Source organism: Haloferax mediterranei ATCC 33500 (assembly GCF_000306765.2).
Taxonomy (GTDB): domain Archaea; phylum Halobacteriota; class Halobacteria; order Halobacteriales; family Haloferacaceae; genus Haloferax; species Haloferax mediterranei.
Map to the genome: position 1 here is coordinate 1702163 of NC_017941.2, position 16213 is coordinate 1718375.

12 protein-coding genes are annotated in these 16213 nt (G+C 63.5%); 8 read left to right on the plus strand and 4 right to left on the minus strand.

The features are described from left to right. Positions 1-43 precede the first annotated feature (43 nt). Positions 44-3124 (plus strand): FAD-binding and (Fe-S)-binding domain-containing protein, encoded by a 3081-nt coding sequence (locus HFX_RS08750; protein WP_004056559.1) that lies wholly within the window; start codon positions 44-46, stop codon positions 3122-3124. Positions 3125-3279: 155 nt separating this feature from the next. Here the strand turns inward: HFX_RS08750 and HFX_RS08755 are convergent, their stop codons facing one another. The 4 genes from HFX_RS08755 to HFX_RS08765 all read right to left on the minus strand — a co-directional run bounded on the left by HFX_RS08755 (position 3280) and on the right by HFX_RS08765 (position 5823). Further along, positions 3280-4428: a pyridoxal phosphate-dependent aminotransferase gene (locus HFX_RS08755; RefSeq protein ID WP_014732364.1), complete on the minus strand. Its 1149-nt coding sequence runs from the start codon at positions 4426-4428 to the stop codon at positions 3280-3282. A 73-nt stretch (positions 4429-4501) separates the two neighbouring features. Beyond that, the gene (locus HFX_RS19665; protein WP_155844680.1) at positions 4502-4639 is read right to left on the minus strand and encodes a hypothetical protein; all 138 of its coding nucleotides are present in this window, start codon (positions 4637-4639) and stop codon (positions 4502-4504) included. Between the two features lie 239 nt (positions 4640-4878). Beyond that, complete coding sequence (locus tag HFX_RS08760; RefSeq protein ID WP_004056555.1) at positions 4879-5376, minus strand: GIY-YIG nuclease family protein; 498 nt, start codon at positions 5374-5376, stop codon at positions 4879-4881. Positions 5377-5397: 21 nt separating this feature from the next. Next, positions 5398-5823 (minus strand): DCC1-like thiol-disulfide oxidoreductase family protein, encoded by a 426-nt coding sequence (locus HFX_RS08765; protein ID WP_004056553.1) that lies wholly within the window; start codon positions 5821-5823, stop codon positions 5398-5400. Between the two features lie 108 nt (positions 5824-5931). Here HFX_RS08765 and HFX_RS08770 point away from each other — a divergent pair, with 108 nt between their 5' ends. From HFX_RS08770 to HFX_RS19670, 7 genes are all read left to right on the plus strand, one after another. Next, entirely contained in the window at positions 5932-8283 is a 2352-nt protein-coding gene (locus tag HFX_RS08770; protein WP_004056551.1) for a DEAD/DEAH box helicase, read from the plus strand. A gap of 137 nt (positions 8284-8420) precedes the next feature. Further along, the gene (locus tag HFX_RS08775; RefSeq protein ID WP_004056549.1) at positions 8421-9623 is read left to right on the plus strand and encodes a hypothetical protein; all 1203 of its coding nucleotides are present in this window, start codon (positions 8421-8423) and stop codon (positions 9621-9623) included. A 79-nt stretch (positions 9624-9702) separates the two neighbouring features. Further along, on the plus strand, positions 9703-10866 hold the full coding sequence (locus tag HFX_RS08780) for an iron ABC transporter substrate-binding protein (protein WP_004056547.1): 1164 nt from the start codon (positions 9703-9705) through the stop codon (positions 10864-10866). A 12-nt stretch (positions 10867-10878) separates the two neighbouring features. Further along, positions 10879-12474, plus strand: coding sequence for an ABC transporter permease (locus HFX_RS08785; RefSeq protein ID WP_004056531.1), 1596 nt, complete (start codon positions 10879-10881; stop codon positions 12472-12474). Next, complete coding sequence (locus HFX_RS08790) at positions 12464-13645, plus strand: ABC transporter ATP-binding protein (RefSeq protein WP_014732365.1); 1182 nt, start codon at positions 12464-12466, stop codon at positions 13643-13645. Before HFX_RS08785 ends, HFX_RS08790 begins: the two co-directional genes overlap by 11 nt. A gap of 2 nt (positions 13646-13647) precedes the next feature. Then, complete coding sequence (locus HFX_RS08795; protein ID WP_004056526.1) at positions 13648-15981, plus strand: ArnT family glycosyltransferase; 2334 nt, start codon at positions 13648-13650, stop codon at positions 15979-15981. Further along, positions 15978-16145: a hypothetical protein gene (locus HFX_RS19670; protein WP_155844679.1), complete on the plus strand. Its 168-nt coding sequence runs from the start codon at positions 15978-15980 to the stop codon at positions 16143-16145. The genes HFX_RS08795 and HFX_RS19670 overlap by 4 nt, the downstream gene beginning before the upstream one ends. Positions 16146-16213: the final 68 nt, after the last annotated feature.

Sequence of the window (16213 nt, forward strand, 5' to 3'; positions counted from 1 at the left end):
CTTTTACCTTTCGCGCAAACCGACACTATAAGAGAGCTAATCAATGGCATCCAACACGCACGAACCGGCCGCTGACCCCTCGCTGGAGGGCGACTTCGACTACGTCAACGACGACGTAGCACGGCCAGGGCTGGTCGAAGACCTCGAATCCATCGTCGAGGGCGACGTGCGATTCGACACCTACACGAGGACACTGTACGCAACCGACGCATCCGCATACGAGAAGCTACCCATCGGCGTCGTCATGCCGAAATCGACGGCCGACGTGGCGGCGGTGATGGAGTACTGCGACGAGCGGCAGATTCCCGTCTTGCCCCGCGGCGGCGGGACGAGCCTCGCCGGGCAGACGGTCAACGAGGCGGTCGTTCTCGACTTCATTCGCTACATGGGCGAGGTCGAGGAAATCGACCCCGAAACGGGGACGGCGACCGCTCAAACCGGCGTTCGACTCGGCGAACTCAACGAGGAGTTAGCACCACACGGGCTGAAGTTCGCGCCCGACCCGGCGTGGGGCGACCGCTCCGCGCTCGGTGGCGCTATTGGCAACAACTCCACAGGGGCACACTCGCTGAAGTACGGCAAGACTGACTACTATATCGAAGAACTCGAAGTCGTTCTCGCTGACGGCACGGTGACGACGTTCGGCGAAATGAGCGTCGACGAACTCCGCGAGCGCGGCGACGCTGACGGCACACTCGAAGAACGAATCTACGCGAAAGTCCTGCAGATACTCGACGAGGAAGCGGACGAGATTTCGAAGCGCTACCCCGACCTGAAACGCAACGTCTCGGGGTACAACCTCGATATGCTCGTCGACGAGATGCGCGGCGAGCGTCGCACGCCCGACGACACGGGCATCGACGAGGAGTGGAAGGCGGGGACAATCAATCTCGCCCGCCTTCTCGCAGGCAGCGAAGGGACGCTCGCCATCGTCACGAAGGCGACCGTCTCGCTCGAACACATCCCGGAGACTGCCTCTGTCGCACTTCTCACCTACGACGACGTGATAGACGCCATGCACGACGTCGCACCCATCCTCGAACACGAACCCGCCGCCGTCGAGGTCATGGACGACGTGCTTCTCGACCTCGCGCGCGACACCGCGGAGTTCGCGGACGTGGTCGGAATGCTCCCCGAGGACACGGACTCGACGCTGCTCGTCGAGTTCTACGCCGACAGCGACGAGGCGGGCAAACAGCAGGTCGCAAATCTCATCGAAGACCGCGTCGTCGACCCCGACGGAACCGAGTTCGACCCGGAAGACGGGGCGGCCTCGGTGACAGAGAAAGAACGTCGTGCGACCGACTTCATGGAGGCACACGACGCCGATACGCGCGCGAAGTTCTGGAAGATGCGCAAGTCTGGCCTCCCGATTCTCCTCTCGCGGACGACCGACGAGAAACACATCGCGTACATCGAGGATACCGCCATCCCTGCAGAGAACCTCCCTGCGTACGTCTCCGACTTTCAGGACATCCTCGACGAACACGACACGTTCGCATCCTACTACGCGCACGCGGGCCCGGGAGTACTCCACATCCGCCCGCTCGTGAACACGAAGACGGTCGAGGGCGTCGAGACGTTCGAGGCCATCGCCGACGAGGTGACTGACTTGGTCGTCAAGTACGGCGGCTCGGTCTCCGGCGAACACGGCGACGGTCGCGCGCGGACGCAGTGGAACCGGAAACTGTACGGTGACCACCTCTGGAACGTCTTCCGCGACCTCAAGACCGCGTTCGACCCCGATTGGCTCCTCAATCCGGGGAACATCTGCGGCGACTACGATATGACCGAGAACCTGCGGTTCTCGCCGGAGTACGACTTCGAATCCGGATTCGAACCCACGCTGAACTGGGACAACGACAACGGCTTCGAGGGCATGGCCGAACTCTGTCACGGCTGCGGTGGCTGTCGCGGTCAGCAGTCCACGGTCGGCGGCGTCATGTGTCCGACCTTCCGGGCATCCGAAGAGGAGATTCTGTCGACTCGCGGGCGTGCTAACATGCTCCGACAGGCCATGAGCGGCGGCCTTTCGGAGGAGGAGATGTTCACAGACGAGTTCGTCGACGAGGTGCTCGACCTCTGTGTCGGCTGTAAGGGCTGTTCGAAGGACTGCCCGAGCGAGGTCGATATGGCGAAGATGAAAGCCGAGGTGATGCACGAGTATCACCAGCGCAACGGCTCTAGCATCCGCGACAAAATCTTCGCCAACATCGGTACGTTGTCGAAACTCGGGTCGACGTTCGCACCCCTCGCCAACGCGATGACGAAGATTCCCGGGGCACGGACGGTGATGGAGAAGACCATCGGCATCGCCAAGGAGCGAACCCTGCCGAAGTTCCACGCGACGAGCTTCGTCGAGTGGTTCGAATCGCGCGGCGCGTCGACTATCGCGGAGCAACAGGCCGACCGCAAGGTGCTGTTGTTCCCCGACACCTACACGAACTACAACCACCCCGAAGTCGGGAAAGCGGCGGTGAAGGCGCTCGAAGCCGCGAACGTCCACGTCCGCATTCCCGACGGCGTCGCCGGGTCCGGTCGGCCGCCACACTCGAAGGGCTTCCTCGATAAGGCTCGCGCCGACGCCACGCAGAACGTAGAGGTACTCGCGCCGTATCTCGACGAGGGTTGGGATATCGTCCTCTGTGAACCCTCGGACGCCGTGATGTTCCAGTCGGACTACCTCGATTTGCTCTCCGGCGACGACGTAGAGGCCGTCGCGGCCAACTCCTACGGCGTCATGGAGTACTTCGACACGTTCCGTCTGGACCAGAACCTCTCGTTCCTCCCGCAGGATGACTACCTGACGTATCACGGCCACTGTCATCAGAAGTCCACGAAGAAGGACCACCACGCGGTGGGCGTCCTCCGCCGCGCGGGCTACGACGTGGACCCGCTGGACTCAACGTGCTGTGGGATGTCGGGGTCGTTCGGCTACGAGGCCGAACACTACTCCATGTCGAAGGCCATCGGGAACGTCCTCTACGACCAGGTGGCCGAAAGTCCGGGCGACGTAGTCGTCGCACCCGGCGCGTCCTGCCGGACGCAACTCGAAGACATGCCCGGTGCCGACGAGGAACCGCCGCATCCAATCGAGCTGCTGACGCACGCCATCGAGGCGTAAGCGAGCACTCGGTTCGAAATCGGGACACGCCGAGAGACACAGAACCAACGCACGGGTCGGCGCACGCCGACGCAACGGCTGGCAAAATACAACACGGGCCGACCGGGCTGGGCTGGGCTGGGCTGGCTTGGTCGATTCTCTTTTCGTTCGAAGAATTACGCTGTGAGTTCGTCCAGCACGTCGCCGAACACGTCGAGTGCGGTGGCCATCTCCCCGGGGTCGCCGCCGAGCGAGATACGGAAGGCGTCCGGGAGGTCGAAAAAGCGACCGGGAACGACGAGCACGCCCTGGTCCCACGCGGCATCGGCGACCTCGTCGCCGTCGCAGTCGTCGTGTTCGAAGAACGCGAACGACCCGCCAGCGTGGATGCGACCCGAAAGGGACGGCTGGCCAGCAAGGAACGATGCGAGCAGTTCGTGATTGGTCGAGAGCTGGTCGCGGGCCGCGGCCTCGATTTGGTCGCCGTGATGGAGGGCGCGCTGGGCGAGTTTGGTGCTCGGGGTGGCAACAGACGGGAGATACATCGAGGCAGAGCGTGCCCGTTCGATGACTGCCTCCGGTCCGATTAGCCACCCGACGCGCAGACCGCCGAGACCGTAGAACTTCGTCAGCGACCCGGTGATAACGGTTTTCGGCATCCCCGCTGCGGTGACGCCGCCAAACGGACCGTCTGTTGCGGGGTCGATGTACGGAGCGTACACTTCGTCGACGAGTAAGTATCCGCCAGCTTCGGCCGCGGAGTCGGCTACCTCTGCCAATTCGGCGCGCGGGGTGAGCTCCCCCGACGGGTTGTGCCGGTTGGTGACGATAGCGTACGCAAACGAGTCGGTGGCAGCGCCGTCGATTCGGCTTGGTTCGAGTTCATAGTCGAACTCGGGCGGCCGAACGAATCGGTCGACACGAGCGCCCAGTGCTTCGGGAGTCGCCAAAAGCGGCTGGTAGCCCGGCTTCTCGACGAGAACCTGCGGGCGAGCGGAGTCCACAGAGTTGTCGGAATCGTCGGCATCGTCGGCATCATCAGGCACCTCGGTGGCGAGGTCGAGTAATGCGGAGGCGGCAAGGAAGTTCGCATGTGAGGCACCTGCGGTGACGAGAACCGAGGACTCGGGGACATCGTATCGACTTGCGAGTTGCCCGACGAGCGTCTCGTCTTCCGGGTCGGCGAGGTCGGCGAGAACCGGCGGGACGACGGAGTCATCGTGACGAGCCACGTTGAGGTCGCTCGTCGCGAGGTCGTGGGTCGCCTCACTGGCACGCCCGCTAATCCACTCGAGATAGGGGATTGCAGGAAACGTCGTCGTCATCAGCACTGCTTCGCAGTCGGTCCCGTAAGTCATTGGGGTTCCGGCGGGTCAAACGAACGGAATCGGCGACGGGTCACTCATCGGTGAACGACCGGAGCGGGAGCAGTGTTGCGGTTTCCGAGGTGAACGACGTGAGCCGAGAGAGCGCCGCGAGCACGTTGACCCGCAGAGTGAGTACATCAAGTACCTCGTCTGCCTCGGGGCGGACCATACGATAGCGTTCAAACGTCGGAGTATTTAAGAGATCGGAGAATCCAGGGTTTGGAAATAAAAGTGAGCAAAAGACATATATAATATTATTCAGCCAGTGAGCATCGTAGGCGATAGATGAAGTAAAGCAGGTCGCACGAATACGGTCTGGTGCCGGGGTGCCTCTGACAACCGGCTTTGTCACCTGAACCGGGGTGCCCGGTCCGGTTCAGGCGGCAACGAGGGAGACGCCTATCTCCCTCAATTTTCACCTCTAAATGCCGATACAGCGGTCGACGCGGCCGTTTCTGCGTCTCGGTGTCGCGTGAGATGCGCTTTACACGAACAGTCCGACGAGCCGAAGCCACCGATTGCCGGTGGCCCGAGTTCCGAGGCGACGGCGCACTCCGCGTCCCGGTCGGTGACGCAGATAACCTCCACAAGTTCGACGTCAGGGTGGCCACCGAGATAATCTACGTGCCAGTGGCGAGCATCGTGTTCCCCGCGTGCGACGCGTCGGTGTCTGAGGACGCGACGAAGCCCGCCGGAGCCGAACGCGCTCCCGACGTAGACGTATCCGCCCGCCGGAAATTGACACGCACCGAGCGCACCGACTTCGATAGTCGTCTCGGGAACCGCGAAGACCAGCGCGTAGGTTCCCGGTGGAGCTGCTGCATCGAGGTCGAGCGGGTCGTCGCCGGTACCGAGAGCGGCAGGGTCAAGCGAGTGGACCGATAGCTGTCGATGGGGGTCGGACATTACCAGAAAGCGCTGTTGCGGCTACGAAAGTTCCTCGGGCTGTGGCTCCGCGTGTTCGACGAGCACGTCGAATAGGTCGGTCGCGGCAGGTGCCATTTGATAGCTGCTGTGTACGTCATCCGGGTCGCGGCCGCGGCCGCTGGCGACGCCGACGACTTTTGCGATGGTGTTGTAGTTGTCGCGGACGAGGCTCCCGAGGAGTCCCGGCATCCCCGCTCTGTCGGTGAGTTCTTTCGCGGCGGCGCGGCCCGCGTAGACGCGGCCCTCGTTGTTGTCTGCGAGCACCATCGCGAAGGGGACCTCCTCGAACTGGGCCGCCAAGAACGTTTGCGCGGCGTCGTCGTACCAAGAGATGGCTTCCACGTCGTCGAGACGCTTCAGCGCCGTCGCGGCGACAGAGCAGTAGGGACACTCGCCGTCGTAGATGAGCACCGCGTCCGGGTCCATATGCTTGCGTCGGGGCGCAGAGAACAAAAGTGGCTCGCAGGGAGAATTTCGTGTGAACAAGTAACAATAGTACGACAGCGTTAGGTCGGCGAGGTCCACAGTGGGCGTGTGGACGACCTCATCGAGTGGCTTCGAGCTAGACCGTACTACGAGGGACAGATTCAGTCCCACCGTCGGTTCGATGCGCGCGACTCCGCGTTCGACGATGTAGACCTCGAACCGCGATTAGCGTCAGCCCTCGAAGACCGCGGTATCGACCGTCTCTATCGTCATCAGGCCGAGGCGGTCGAAGCCGTCCGCGACGGCGACAACGTGGTGCTCGCCACACAAACCGCGAGTGGGAAGAGCCTCGCATACACCATTCCCGCCTTCGAGCGGGCGATGGACCACGGCGGACGGACGCTCTATCTCGGCCCGCAAAACGCGCTCGTCGCCGACCAACTGGAGACGCTCTCGGACCTCGCTCACGGCCTCGGGTTCGGGAGTCGCGTCTCGGCCGACCAGTACACCGGTCGCCTGTCGAAATCCGAGAAGCGCGAGGTCAGAAAGCGAATGCCGACGGTTCTGCTGTCGAATCCCGACATGATTCACTACGCGCTGCTCCCGCACGCACACCGCCTGTGGGAGTGGTTCTTCTCGTCGCTCGAAACGGTCGTCATCGACGAGGTACACGGCTATCGCGGCGTCTTCGGGAGTCACGTCGCGCTCCTGCTTCGGCGACTCAAACGCGTCTGCGAGCGCTTCGGGTCCGACCCGCAGTTCATCTGCTGCTCTGCGACTATCGGCAATCCCGTCGAACACGCTGCGCGCATTACAGGCGAGCGGGAAAATTCGTTCGCGCTCGTCGACGAGGACACGAGCGGAACCGGTGAGACACACTGGTTGCTGTGGAATCCACCGGAGTACGAGAACCCCGACGCGGGTGGGTCAGGACGCAGACGGTCGGGTCACGTCGAAACGAAGAATCTCTTCGTCGACCTCGTGGCGCGCGGCCACCAGACGCTCGCGTTCACGCGCGCTCGACAGGCCGCCGAGCGGTACGCCTCCGAGAGTGCGAATGACCTCCGCAGTCGCGGCGAACACGGACTGGCGGGCGAGATTGCGGCATATCAAGCCGCGCTCACCCACGACCGGCGGCGAGAAATCGAGGCGGGTCTCCACGACGGCGACATCACCGGCGTCTGGAGCACCAATGCACTCGAACTCGGCGTCGACGTGGGTGGCCTCGACGTGGTCCTCATTGACGGCTATCCCGGTACCCGAATGTCGGCGTGGCAGCAAGCCGGGCGGGCCGGTCGAGGGGACAGACCCGCGCTGGTGGTTCTCGTCGGCGGCGAAGACCAACTCGACCAGTACCTGCTGAACCACCCCACCGAATTCTTCGACGGCGACCCGGAGCGAGCGGTCTCGGACCCGGAAAACGACCACCTGCTCCCCAGCCACGTCGCCTGCGCCGCCGCCGAAAACTGGCTCTCGACGGACGACGACACGTACTTCGGCGATTCGTTCCCCGACGTGGTCTCCGACCTCGAAGGTGAGGGAACGTTGGCGCGGCGGGATACTGACAAGGGAGTTCGGTGGACCCACGACGGCGGCGGAAGCCCGCAACACGCCATGAGTCTCCGAACAATCACCGACCGCGAGGTCCAGCTTATGGATTCGCGGAACAACGAGACTATCGCGAAACTCGCATTCGACGACGCACTTCGGGACGCTCATCCCGGCGCAGTGTACCACCATCAGGGCCAGACCTACGAGGTCGCCGACCTCGATTTGGACCGCGACGTCGCCCGTCTGCAACCGACGTGGGCGGACTACTACACTCGCGTCCTCCACGACAAACACATCACCGTCGAACGGGATATCCTGTCGAAACCGCTGTCGGCGCGGTCGGACGTGGAAGTCAGATTCGCCGAGGTGACGATGCGGAAGCAAATCACCGGCTTCGAACGCCGCGACCCGAAGCGCGGGACCACCATCGGCCAACAACTGCTCGACCTGCCGGAGACGAGCCTTCGGACGAAAGCGCTGTACTTCACTGTCCCCAGCGACATAGAGTCCGAGATGCGCAAGTTAGGTAGTTCCCACGAGAAAGGGAGCGACTACGCGTTTAACGGCGGTATCCACGCCGCAGAACACGGAATGATTTCGCTCTTCCCGCTGACGCTCCTGTGTGACCGCGGCGACATCGGTGGCCTCTCGACGCCATATCACGACCACACGGGCCAATCGACTATCTTCATCTACGACGGCCATCCCGGCGGCGTCGGCCTGACTCGCGCTGGCTACGATATCGTTGAGCGCCTGATGCGACAGACGGCACGCCTCATCGACGATTGCGACTGCGAGGCTGGCTGTCCGTCCTGCGTCCAGTCGCCGCAGTGTGGGAACGCGAACGACCCGCTGGCGAAAGAGACCGCAGCCCTGCTGTTGGAGTCGCTGACGGGAATCTCGGAGTGACCGTTTCGAAGTCGCCGGTGGATGACGAAGCGAACGTTCGGAGTTACGGGGGGATGGCAAATCGAACGTTTCGGACGTCTGAAGGGTTTGAGACGGGACCAACAGGTACTTTTGGTCAGCCTAAAGTCATACAGACAATGGAATCGGATATCTGTGTCGTCGTTCCGACCATTCGGGAGTACGAGTGCATGCGGTCGTACTTCGACAACGCCCGCGCACACGGCTTCGACCTCGACCGGCTGTTCGTCCTCCTCGTGACGGAGGACTTCTGCGACACCGAGGGGATGGTGGCGATGCTCGACGACGAAGGGGTTTCGGGGGCAGTGTTCGACGAGTCGGCCCGTGAGGAGTGGTACGCCGAGCAGGGGATTTCTGAGTACTCGCACCTCGTCCCGGCGGCGAGTCACGCACAGACGAGTTTCGGCCTCTTGTACATGTGGGCACACCCCGAGTTCGAATACGGGTTCTTCATCGACGACGACACCCTCCCGCACGACGAGTGGGACTTCTTCGGTCGGCACATGGAGAACCTCCACCGTACCGACGAGGTGGAGTCGGTGTCGAGTAACGAACGGTGGGTGAACGTCCTCTACCAGAACGCCGACGAACACGGACTGTACCCACGCGGGTACCCCTACTCGGCGATGGGCGAGACGGTCGAGACGGACACCCGCGAACTCCGCGACGTGGTCGCCTCGCAAGGCCTGTGGACCAACGTGCCGGACCTCGACGCCGTCCGCATCCTGATGGACGGCGACCTCGAAGGGCAGGCACAGACCCGGACCGATTTCGACGACTTCGACGGCGACTTTGTCGCCGAACCGGGCCAGTATCTCACCGTCTGTTCGATGAACCTCGCGTTCAAGCGCGAGGTCATCCCGGCGTTCTACCAGTTGCCGATGGACGACAACGAGTGGGAAGTCGGCCGCTTCGACGACATCTGGTCGGGCGTCTTCCTCAAGCGCGCCGCGGACGTGCTGGGCAAAGATGTCCTCACCGGCTATCCGCTCTGCGAACACAACAAGGCCGCGCGGCCGACGTTCGACGACCTCAACAACGAGGTACCGGGCCTCGAACTCAACGAACACCTCTGGGAAGTCGTCGATGCGGTCGGCGAGATCGACGAGCGAACCTCGTCGGCCCACCGGATGCAATCCGGTGACGACGCCGACTCCTACGCCGCGGTGTTCGAAGCGATGGCGGACGCGCTCGCCGACGGCGACTGGTCCGACTATCGAAACGGCGAGTTCTTCAATTACGTCGGCAACCATATGCAAGACTGGCTGGACTGCCTGGACGTGCTTGCGACCCGAAAAACAGCTACCCCCGCTGACGACTAACCCCTCCTATGTTCTATTTCTGTAACTTCACCCTTCGAACCGGTAGGTATAAATGTTTTAGGGTAGCCTAAATCAATATATGCAAGATCACGACCGGGAGCTTCGCGGCCACGGTCGTCGTCGGTTCATTGCGACGGCGGCGGCGCTTGGTCTCGGCTCGCTCGCTGGCTGTGCCGGACTCGGCGGCGAAGACGAGACGACGACCGAATCCGGCGGCAACGAGACGGTTGAGCAGATCGGCTCCGGGCGCTCTCCGTTCGGCGACCGCGAGATTACCGGCGGCGTGTCGGTGGCCGATATGCCGGACCTCTCGGGCGAACTGACGCTTTACTCCGGGCGCGGAGAAGCGCTCGTCGGCGAACTTATCTCCTTTTTCGAAGACTACTACGACGACTTCACCATCCGTCCGCGGTACAACTCCGCGGCCGAACTCGTCAATCAGATTCAGACGGAAGGCCAAAACAGCCCCGCCGACGTGTTCTTCTCCGTTAACGCGGGGTCGCTCGGTGCGTTGAAGGACGCCGGACGGACACAGAAACTTCCGAGCGAGGTTCTCGACCTCGTCCGCGACGAGTTCCACGACCCGGACGGCCAGTGGACCGGTACGTCTGGACGCGCCCGGACTGTCCCGTTCAACACCGACCAGTTCGACGAGTCGGAGATTCCGGACGACATCATGAAGTTCCCGGAGACCGAGGCGTTCCGCGACAACATCGGCTGGGCCCCGACGTACTCGTCGTTCCAGGCGTTCATCACCGCGATGCGCGTCCTCGAAGGCGAGGAGGCGACCAAGCAGTGGCTTCAGGGGATGCAGGACCTCGGTGTCACCGAGTTCAAAGACGAGTTCCTCGTCTCGCAGGCCGTCGCCGACGGCGAAATCAGCGCTGGCTTCGCCAACCACTACTACATACAGCGCATCCTCGCCGGTCGCCCGAACGCGCCGCTCAAAACCGCGTTCACTTCGGGTGACGCCGGGTCTATCTTCAACGTTGCAGGCGCGCTTGTCCTCAATACGGCTGACGATGCCGACCTCGCGAGCAACTTCGTCCGACACCTGCTGTCGGCAGAGGCGCAGGACTACTTCGCGCGGACGACCTTCGAATACCCGCTCGTCTCGGGTGTCGACCCCATCGGCGAACTTCCGAGTATCGACGAACTCAACCCGCCGGAAGGACTCGACCTGACGCAGCTTTCGGACCTCGAAGGAACCGTACGACTCTTGCGTGAGGTGGGCGTGCTCTGAGGTGACCCACTGATGGCGACCGAACAGCGGACGACGACTGGGGGAGGGGACGACGAGCAACCGCTCGGACTGACAGTCGCGAGCGGTGCCGTCGCCGCCGCCGTCATCGTCCCGCTGTTGTGGCTCGTCGAATCGGCGCTCGAAGTCGGACTGTCGGATGCGCTGGCACTTCTCACGCGCCCGACGACGGTGCAAGTGTTCTTGAACAGTACCGTCCTCGTCGTCCTCGTGACCGCCGCGTGTATCGCACTCGGCGTTCCCCTAGCGTACCTCACCGTCCGAACCGACCTCCCGTTCAAGCGTTTCTGGACAGTCGCCGTCTCGTTACCGCTCGTTATTCCGAGTTATATCGGCGCGTTCACGTTTGTGTCCGCGTTCGGCCCGCGGGGTGTACTTCAGCGTCTACTTGCGCCGCTCGGCATCGATTCGCTTCCGGAAATTTACGGCCTTCCCGGTGCCGTGTTGGTGCTGACGCTCTACACCTATCCGTACGTGTTCATCACCACCCGGGCCGCGTTGAAGTCGATGGACACCACGCTCATCGACGCCGCGCGGACCCTGAACCATTCCCGCTGGGAGGCGTTCAAGCGGGTGACCATCCCGCAGATTCGCCCGGCAGTCGCCGCCGGAGCGCTCCTCGCCGCGCTCTATGCCCTCTCGGACTTCGGTACGCCGGCCATCATGCGGTTCGACGCGTTCACGCGCGTCATCTACGTCGAGTTCGGGGCGTTCGGCCGCGACACCGCGACACTGCTTTCGCTGCAACTCGTCGCCGTGACGCTCGTGATTCTCACGCTCGAATCGCAGATTCGCGGTAACGAGCGGACGACGACCGGCGGCCGCTCGGGGAGTGTCATGAAACTCGGTCGCTGGAAATACCCTGCGGTCGGGTTCGCAGCACTCGTCGCCATTGTCGCGCTGGTCGTCCCGATGGGTATCCTGCTCACGTGGCTGGCGGAGGGCGTCGCCGAAACGGGCCGGTCGCTCGCCTTCCGGCCCGAATACGCGTTTAATTCCGTGCTTGTTTCCGCCGCGACCGCGGGCGCGGCGACTATCGCGGGTCTCCCCGTTGCGTATCTCGCCGCACGCCACTCCTCGCGGCTAAGTTCTCTCTTCGAGCGCGCGACCTACATCGGCTACGCGGTGCCGGGCGTCGTCCTCGGTCTCGCGCTCGTCTTCTTCGGCAGTTCGTATGCGACACCCATCTACCAGACGCTCTATCTCCTTGTCTTCGCCTACGTTATCCGCTTCCTTCCGCAGGCCATCGGGTCGCTCCGGGCGTCGTTCCTCCGGGTTGACCCTACCCTGCCGGAAGCCGCGCGAACCCTCGGGGAGACCCCGACCGGAGCATTCCGTCACGTGACGCTGCCCCTCGTCGCGCCCGGCCTGTTCGGCGGCGCGGCACTCGTCTTCCTGACTACGATGAAGGAACTGCCCGCGACGCTCATGCTTCGTCCGTCCGGGTTCAAAACGCTCGTGACGCACATCTGGTCGGCCCACGAACAGGGCTACTTCGGCCAAGCCGTGGTGCCCGCGCTCATCCTATTGTTCGTCTCGGGGCTATCGATGCTCATCATCATCAGACAAGAGGGATACGATGTCAAATAGCACACTCAAAACGCAAGACCGTTCGAACCACCATCAGTCCTCACAAACCGATATGACCGCCGGTTCCGATTCCGACGCCGACACCGACATCGTCCTCGAACTCGACGGCGTTTCGAAATCCTACGGCAGCGAGTCGGTCATCGACGACCTGTCTATCAGCGTCAAAGAGGGCGAAATCCTCACGCTACTCGGTCCCTCGGGATGCGGGAAGACGACGACGCTCCGACTCATCGCCGGTCTCGACCATCCGAACGAGGGTGCGGTTCGACTAAACGGAACAGTGGTCTCCGGCAACGGAGTCCTCACTGCGCCCGAAGAACGCGGCGTCGGCGTCGTATTTCAGGAGTTCGCGCTGTTCCCGCATCTCACTGCATCCGAGAACATCGCCTTCGGGCTGAAAGACCTCGACAAAGCGGACCGCGAGGCCCGCGTGGGGGAACTGCTGGACCTCGTCGGGCTTGAGACGCAGGGCGAAAGCTATCCCGATGAACTCTCCGGCGGGCAACAACAGCGGGTCGCCCTCGCCCGCTCGCTCGCGCCCGAACCGGAGATTCTGCTCCTCGACGAACCCTTCTCGAACCTCGACGTGGACCTCCGCGTCCAGATGCGTGAGGAGGTTCGTCGCATCCTCAAGGAGGCGGGCGTCACAGCGGTTTCGGTTACCCACGACCAAGAAGAGGCGCTGTCCATCTCGGACCGCGTCGCCGTGATGAACGACGGCGACCTCGAACAGATTGGCGAACCCGAACAGGTCTTCCAGCACCCCGAATCGCGGTTCGTCGCCGGTTTCCTCGGCTACGCTGGTTTCCTGCCGGGCCGCGTCGATGGTGACGCGGTCAAGACGGAACTCGGGACAGTCGGCCGCGACCAAATTCACGGACTCGCACCCGAGTACGACGAGACCGACATCGACATCCTCGTCCGCCCGGACGACGTGTCCGCCCACGCCTGCGATGGCGAAGGCCACGGCGAGGTCGTCGGCAAGCGCTACCTCGGGCCGACCATCCTCTACGAGGTCGAACTGGACGGCGGCGACGACCTGCTTTGCATGCACAACCACGACGAGACCGTCCCGACCGACGGTCGCGTCGAGGTGTCACTCGATGCGGGCCACGAACTCGCGTGGTTCCCGCGCGAACAGCGCCCCGACCCCGGCCAGTACTCGGACTAAGGATGGGGAAACGAGGCTCACGACTCACCGATATCGACCTCCCGTTCAGCATCGACCGCTTGCGCACACGCGGGTTCTCGTTTGGCATCGACCGCCAGCGGACGCGCCACCGACTCGCCGCACTCGCCGTCTCGCTTCTCGTCGGTCTCGTCGTCACATGGCTGGCGGTCGACCTCTTTCCGTACCACACGGTCAACGACGACGAAGGTGTCTACCTCACGCAGGCGGCGATGCTCTTGGAGGGCAAGCTATTTCTCTACCCCGGAGCGCTCGCGGAGGCCGTCAGGCCGTGGTTCTTCATCGTTCAAGAGACCGCGAGCGCACCCGGTGGGGTCCAACTGTACTCGAAGTATTCGCCCGCGGTTCCGGCGCTGTTCGCCCTTGGTCTCGCCGTCGGCTTACCGAATCTCGTCTTGGGCGGCGTTGCCGCGGTGACCGCAGCACTCGTCTATATCCTCACCGCAGACATCTTCGACCGCCAAACAGGCATCGTCGCGGCGGGCCTCCTCGGCCTCTCGCCACTGTTCCTCCTCACGTCGGCGACGTTCCTCGCGTACGCGCCGACGACGATGCTCAATCTCGGGTTCGCCGTCTGCTACGTCAGGGCTGCCCGCCGCGATTCGTCGGGCTACGCCGTCGTCGCAGGCACGCTCATCGGTTTCGCGCTCTTCGCGCGGCCCTACACTGCGCTCTTGTTCGCCCTCCCGTTCATAGGACACTCCCTGTGGGCGCTTGCGACCGCCCAGCGAGTCGGAACGGGCTGGGCCGTCTTTCGCCGATACGTCGCTATTGCCCTTCCCGGACTGGCGTTTGTCGGGCTGACGCTCGCCTACAACGCAATCGTGACGGGTGACCCGCTTACGTTCCCCTACATCGCGTTCGCTCCGCACGACGGCATCGGGTTCGGCAGGCGAGAAATCCTCGGCTACGACATCACCTACACGCCCGCAATAGGGGTCGAAACGGCTATCGAAGCGCTCGATATGCTCACAACTCGGTGGGGACCGATGGGATGGTTCGGGACCATCGCCGCCCTCGTCGGCGTCGGACTCACGGTCTCCCGGTGGTGGGGGCACGCGACCGGTCGAAACCGCCGCGGGAGCGACCGGAGACGACATCACGGACTCGGCGGTCGCGACCGCGCGTTTGTGGAACTCTCCGACGACGCGCTCGCCGCCGTCGTCGCCGGGGTATTCGGGTCGGTGTTCCTCGGTAACGTCTACTTCTGGGGGACGCACAACGGACTCCGGAACGGGCTTATCGACCTGCTCGGACCCTTTTACCACTTCGACGCGCTCGTCCCGCTCGTCGTCTTCGGCGCAGCGGGACTCGTTGGCTGTTTCCGCATCAGCACCCGATTCGCTCACCGCCGCTTTTCGGCTTCCGAAGCCCGCGGCGTCGTGTTCTCGGTCGTTCTCATCTCGGCGCTCGTTGCTGGCGGCGTCACTCTCGACGCCGTCGACGACCCCTACGACGAGAACCACCTTCGAACTGAGAACTTGGCATCGACCTACGAACCGCTCATCGAAGCAGGGTTCGAGGACCCACCGCTCACCCCGTCAGTTCCGAGCACCGGTGGGGATACGGGCGTCGGCGGAGCAAACGACTCGAAGGCGCTCGTGTTCCACCCCGACCCCTACGGCGACTGGTCGGCCCACCCGTTCCAGACGCTCCGCAACGACCCCGGCTTCGACGGGCCGGTCGTCTACGCCATCGACGACGGGGCCGAACAGGATTTCACCGTCCTCGACGCGACGAACCGAACGCCGTACCGATTCACCTACCGCGGGTCGTGGACCGGTGCGGAAGACCCGGTCGAACCGGAACTGACCCGCCTCGACGTGCTCTCGGGCGAGCGCGTCGGTGCGACGACGACTCTCGGCGCACCCGATGGCAGCAACACGGTCTCCGTCCGCGCCGAGACGGAAGAGGGGTACGCCCGCTACGACGCGCCGATGCGCGAGAACCTGACCGTTGATTGGGCGATGACGCCCGATGGGGTATTCGTCACGAATTTCCCGAACGCAGCCGGTCCCGACCGAGTTCCAATCCCAAACGGGACGAGCGAGGTCCACCTCGTCGTCACCTACGTTGGCGACTTCGGCGAGACGGTTACGTACCGACAAACCGCCTCTGTGGAGCGGTCTGGTGGGGTCATTCGGGTTATCTGGCCGCCGGAGACGCGGGTCTGTCGGTTGACCACCGACTGCGGAACCGAGGGCCAGTGGGTCGGTCCCGATGGCGACTACCTGCCCGGTGTGTCGGTGGAGATGAATGCGACAGTTACCAACGGGTCAAGTGAGCGCGTCACCGATGTGACGAGGAGCGCGGCGTGACCGTCGTTACCCGCGAGCGAATCGTCGGCCTGCTCGTCGCTATCGTCGTCGCCGAGGCGCTGTTGTTCGTGACGCCGTCGGGGCCGCTGTATTCGATTCCGATTCTCGTCGGTGCAGTGGTGTTCGGGCTTTGGGTCGGTCGGGTGTTGGAGCGAAGGGGATAGTTGGCACCAAATCACCGGATACACACCCAGTGCGATGGACCTGATTCGGTGAGACAAGCCTCTTTGGC

What these genes read in the sequence shown, in the direction of transcription:
- HFX_RS08780 (WP_004056547.1), top strand. Translation starts at nt 9,703, where the DNA reads ATGCAAGATCACGACCGGGAGCTTCGCGGCCACGGTCGTCGTCGGTTC.
- HFX_RS08795 (WP_004056526.1), top strand. Translation starts at nt 13,648, where the DNA reads ATGGGGAAACGAGGCTCACGACTCACCGATATCGACCTCCCGTTCAGC.
- HFX_RS08785 (WP_004056531.1), top strand. Translation starts at nt 10,879, where the DNA reads ATGGCGACCGAACAGCGGACGACGACTGGGGGAGGGGACGACGAGCAA.
- HFX_RS08775 (WP_004056549.1), top strand. Translation starts at nt 8,421, where the DNA reads ATGGAATCGGATATCTGTGTCGTCGTTCCGACCATTCGGGAGTACGAG.
- HFX_RS19665 (WP_155844680.1), bottom strand. Translation starts at nt 4,639, where the DNA reads ATGGTCCGCCCCGAGGCAGACGAGGTACTTGATGTACTCACTCTGCGG.
- HFX_RS08760 (WP_004056555.1), bottom strand. Translation starts at nt 5,376, where the DNA reads ATGTCCGACCCCCATCGACAGCTATCGGTCCACTCGCTTGACCCTGCC.
- HFX_RS08790 (WP_014732365.1), top strand. Translation starts at nt 12,464, where the DNA reads ATGTCAAATAGCACACTCAAAACGCAAGACCGTTCGAACCACCATCAG.
- HFX_RS08750 (WP_004056559.1), top strand. Translation starts at nt 44, where the DNA reads ATGGCATCCAACACGCACGAACCGGCCGCTGACCCCTCGCTGGAGGGC.
- HFX_RS08755 (WP_014732364.1), bottom strand. Translation starts at nt 4,428, where the DNA reads ATGACGACGACGTTTCCTGCAATCCCCTATCTCGAGTGGATTAGCGGG.
- HFX_RS08765 (WP_004056553.1), bottom strand. Translation starts at nt 5,823, where the DNA reads ATGGACCCGGACGCGGTGCTCATCTACGACGGCGAGTGTCCCTACTGC.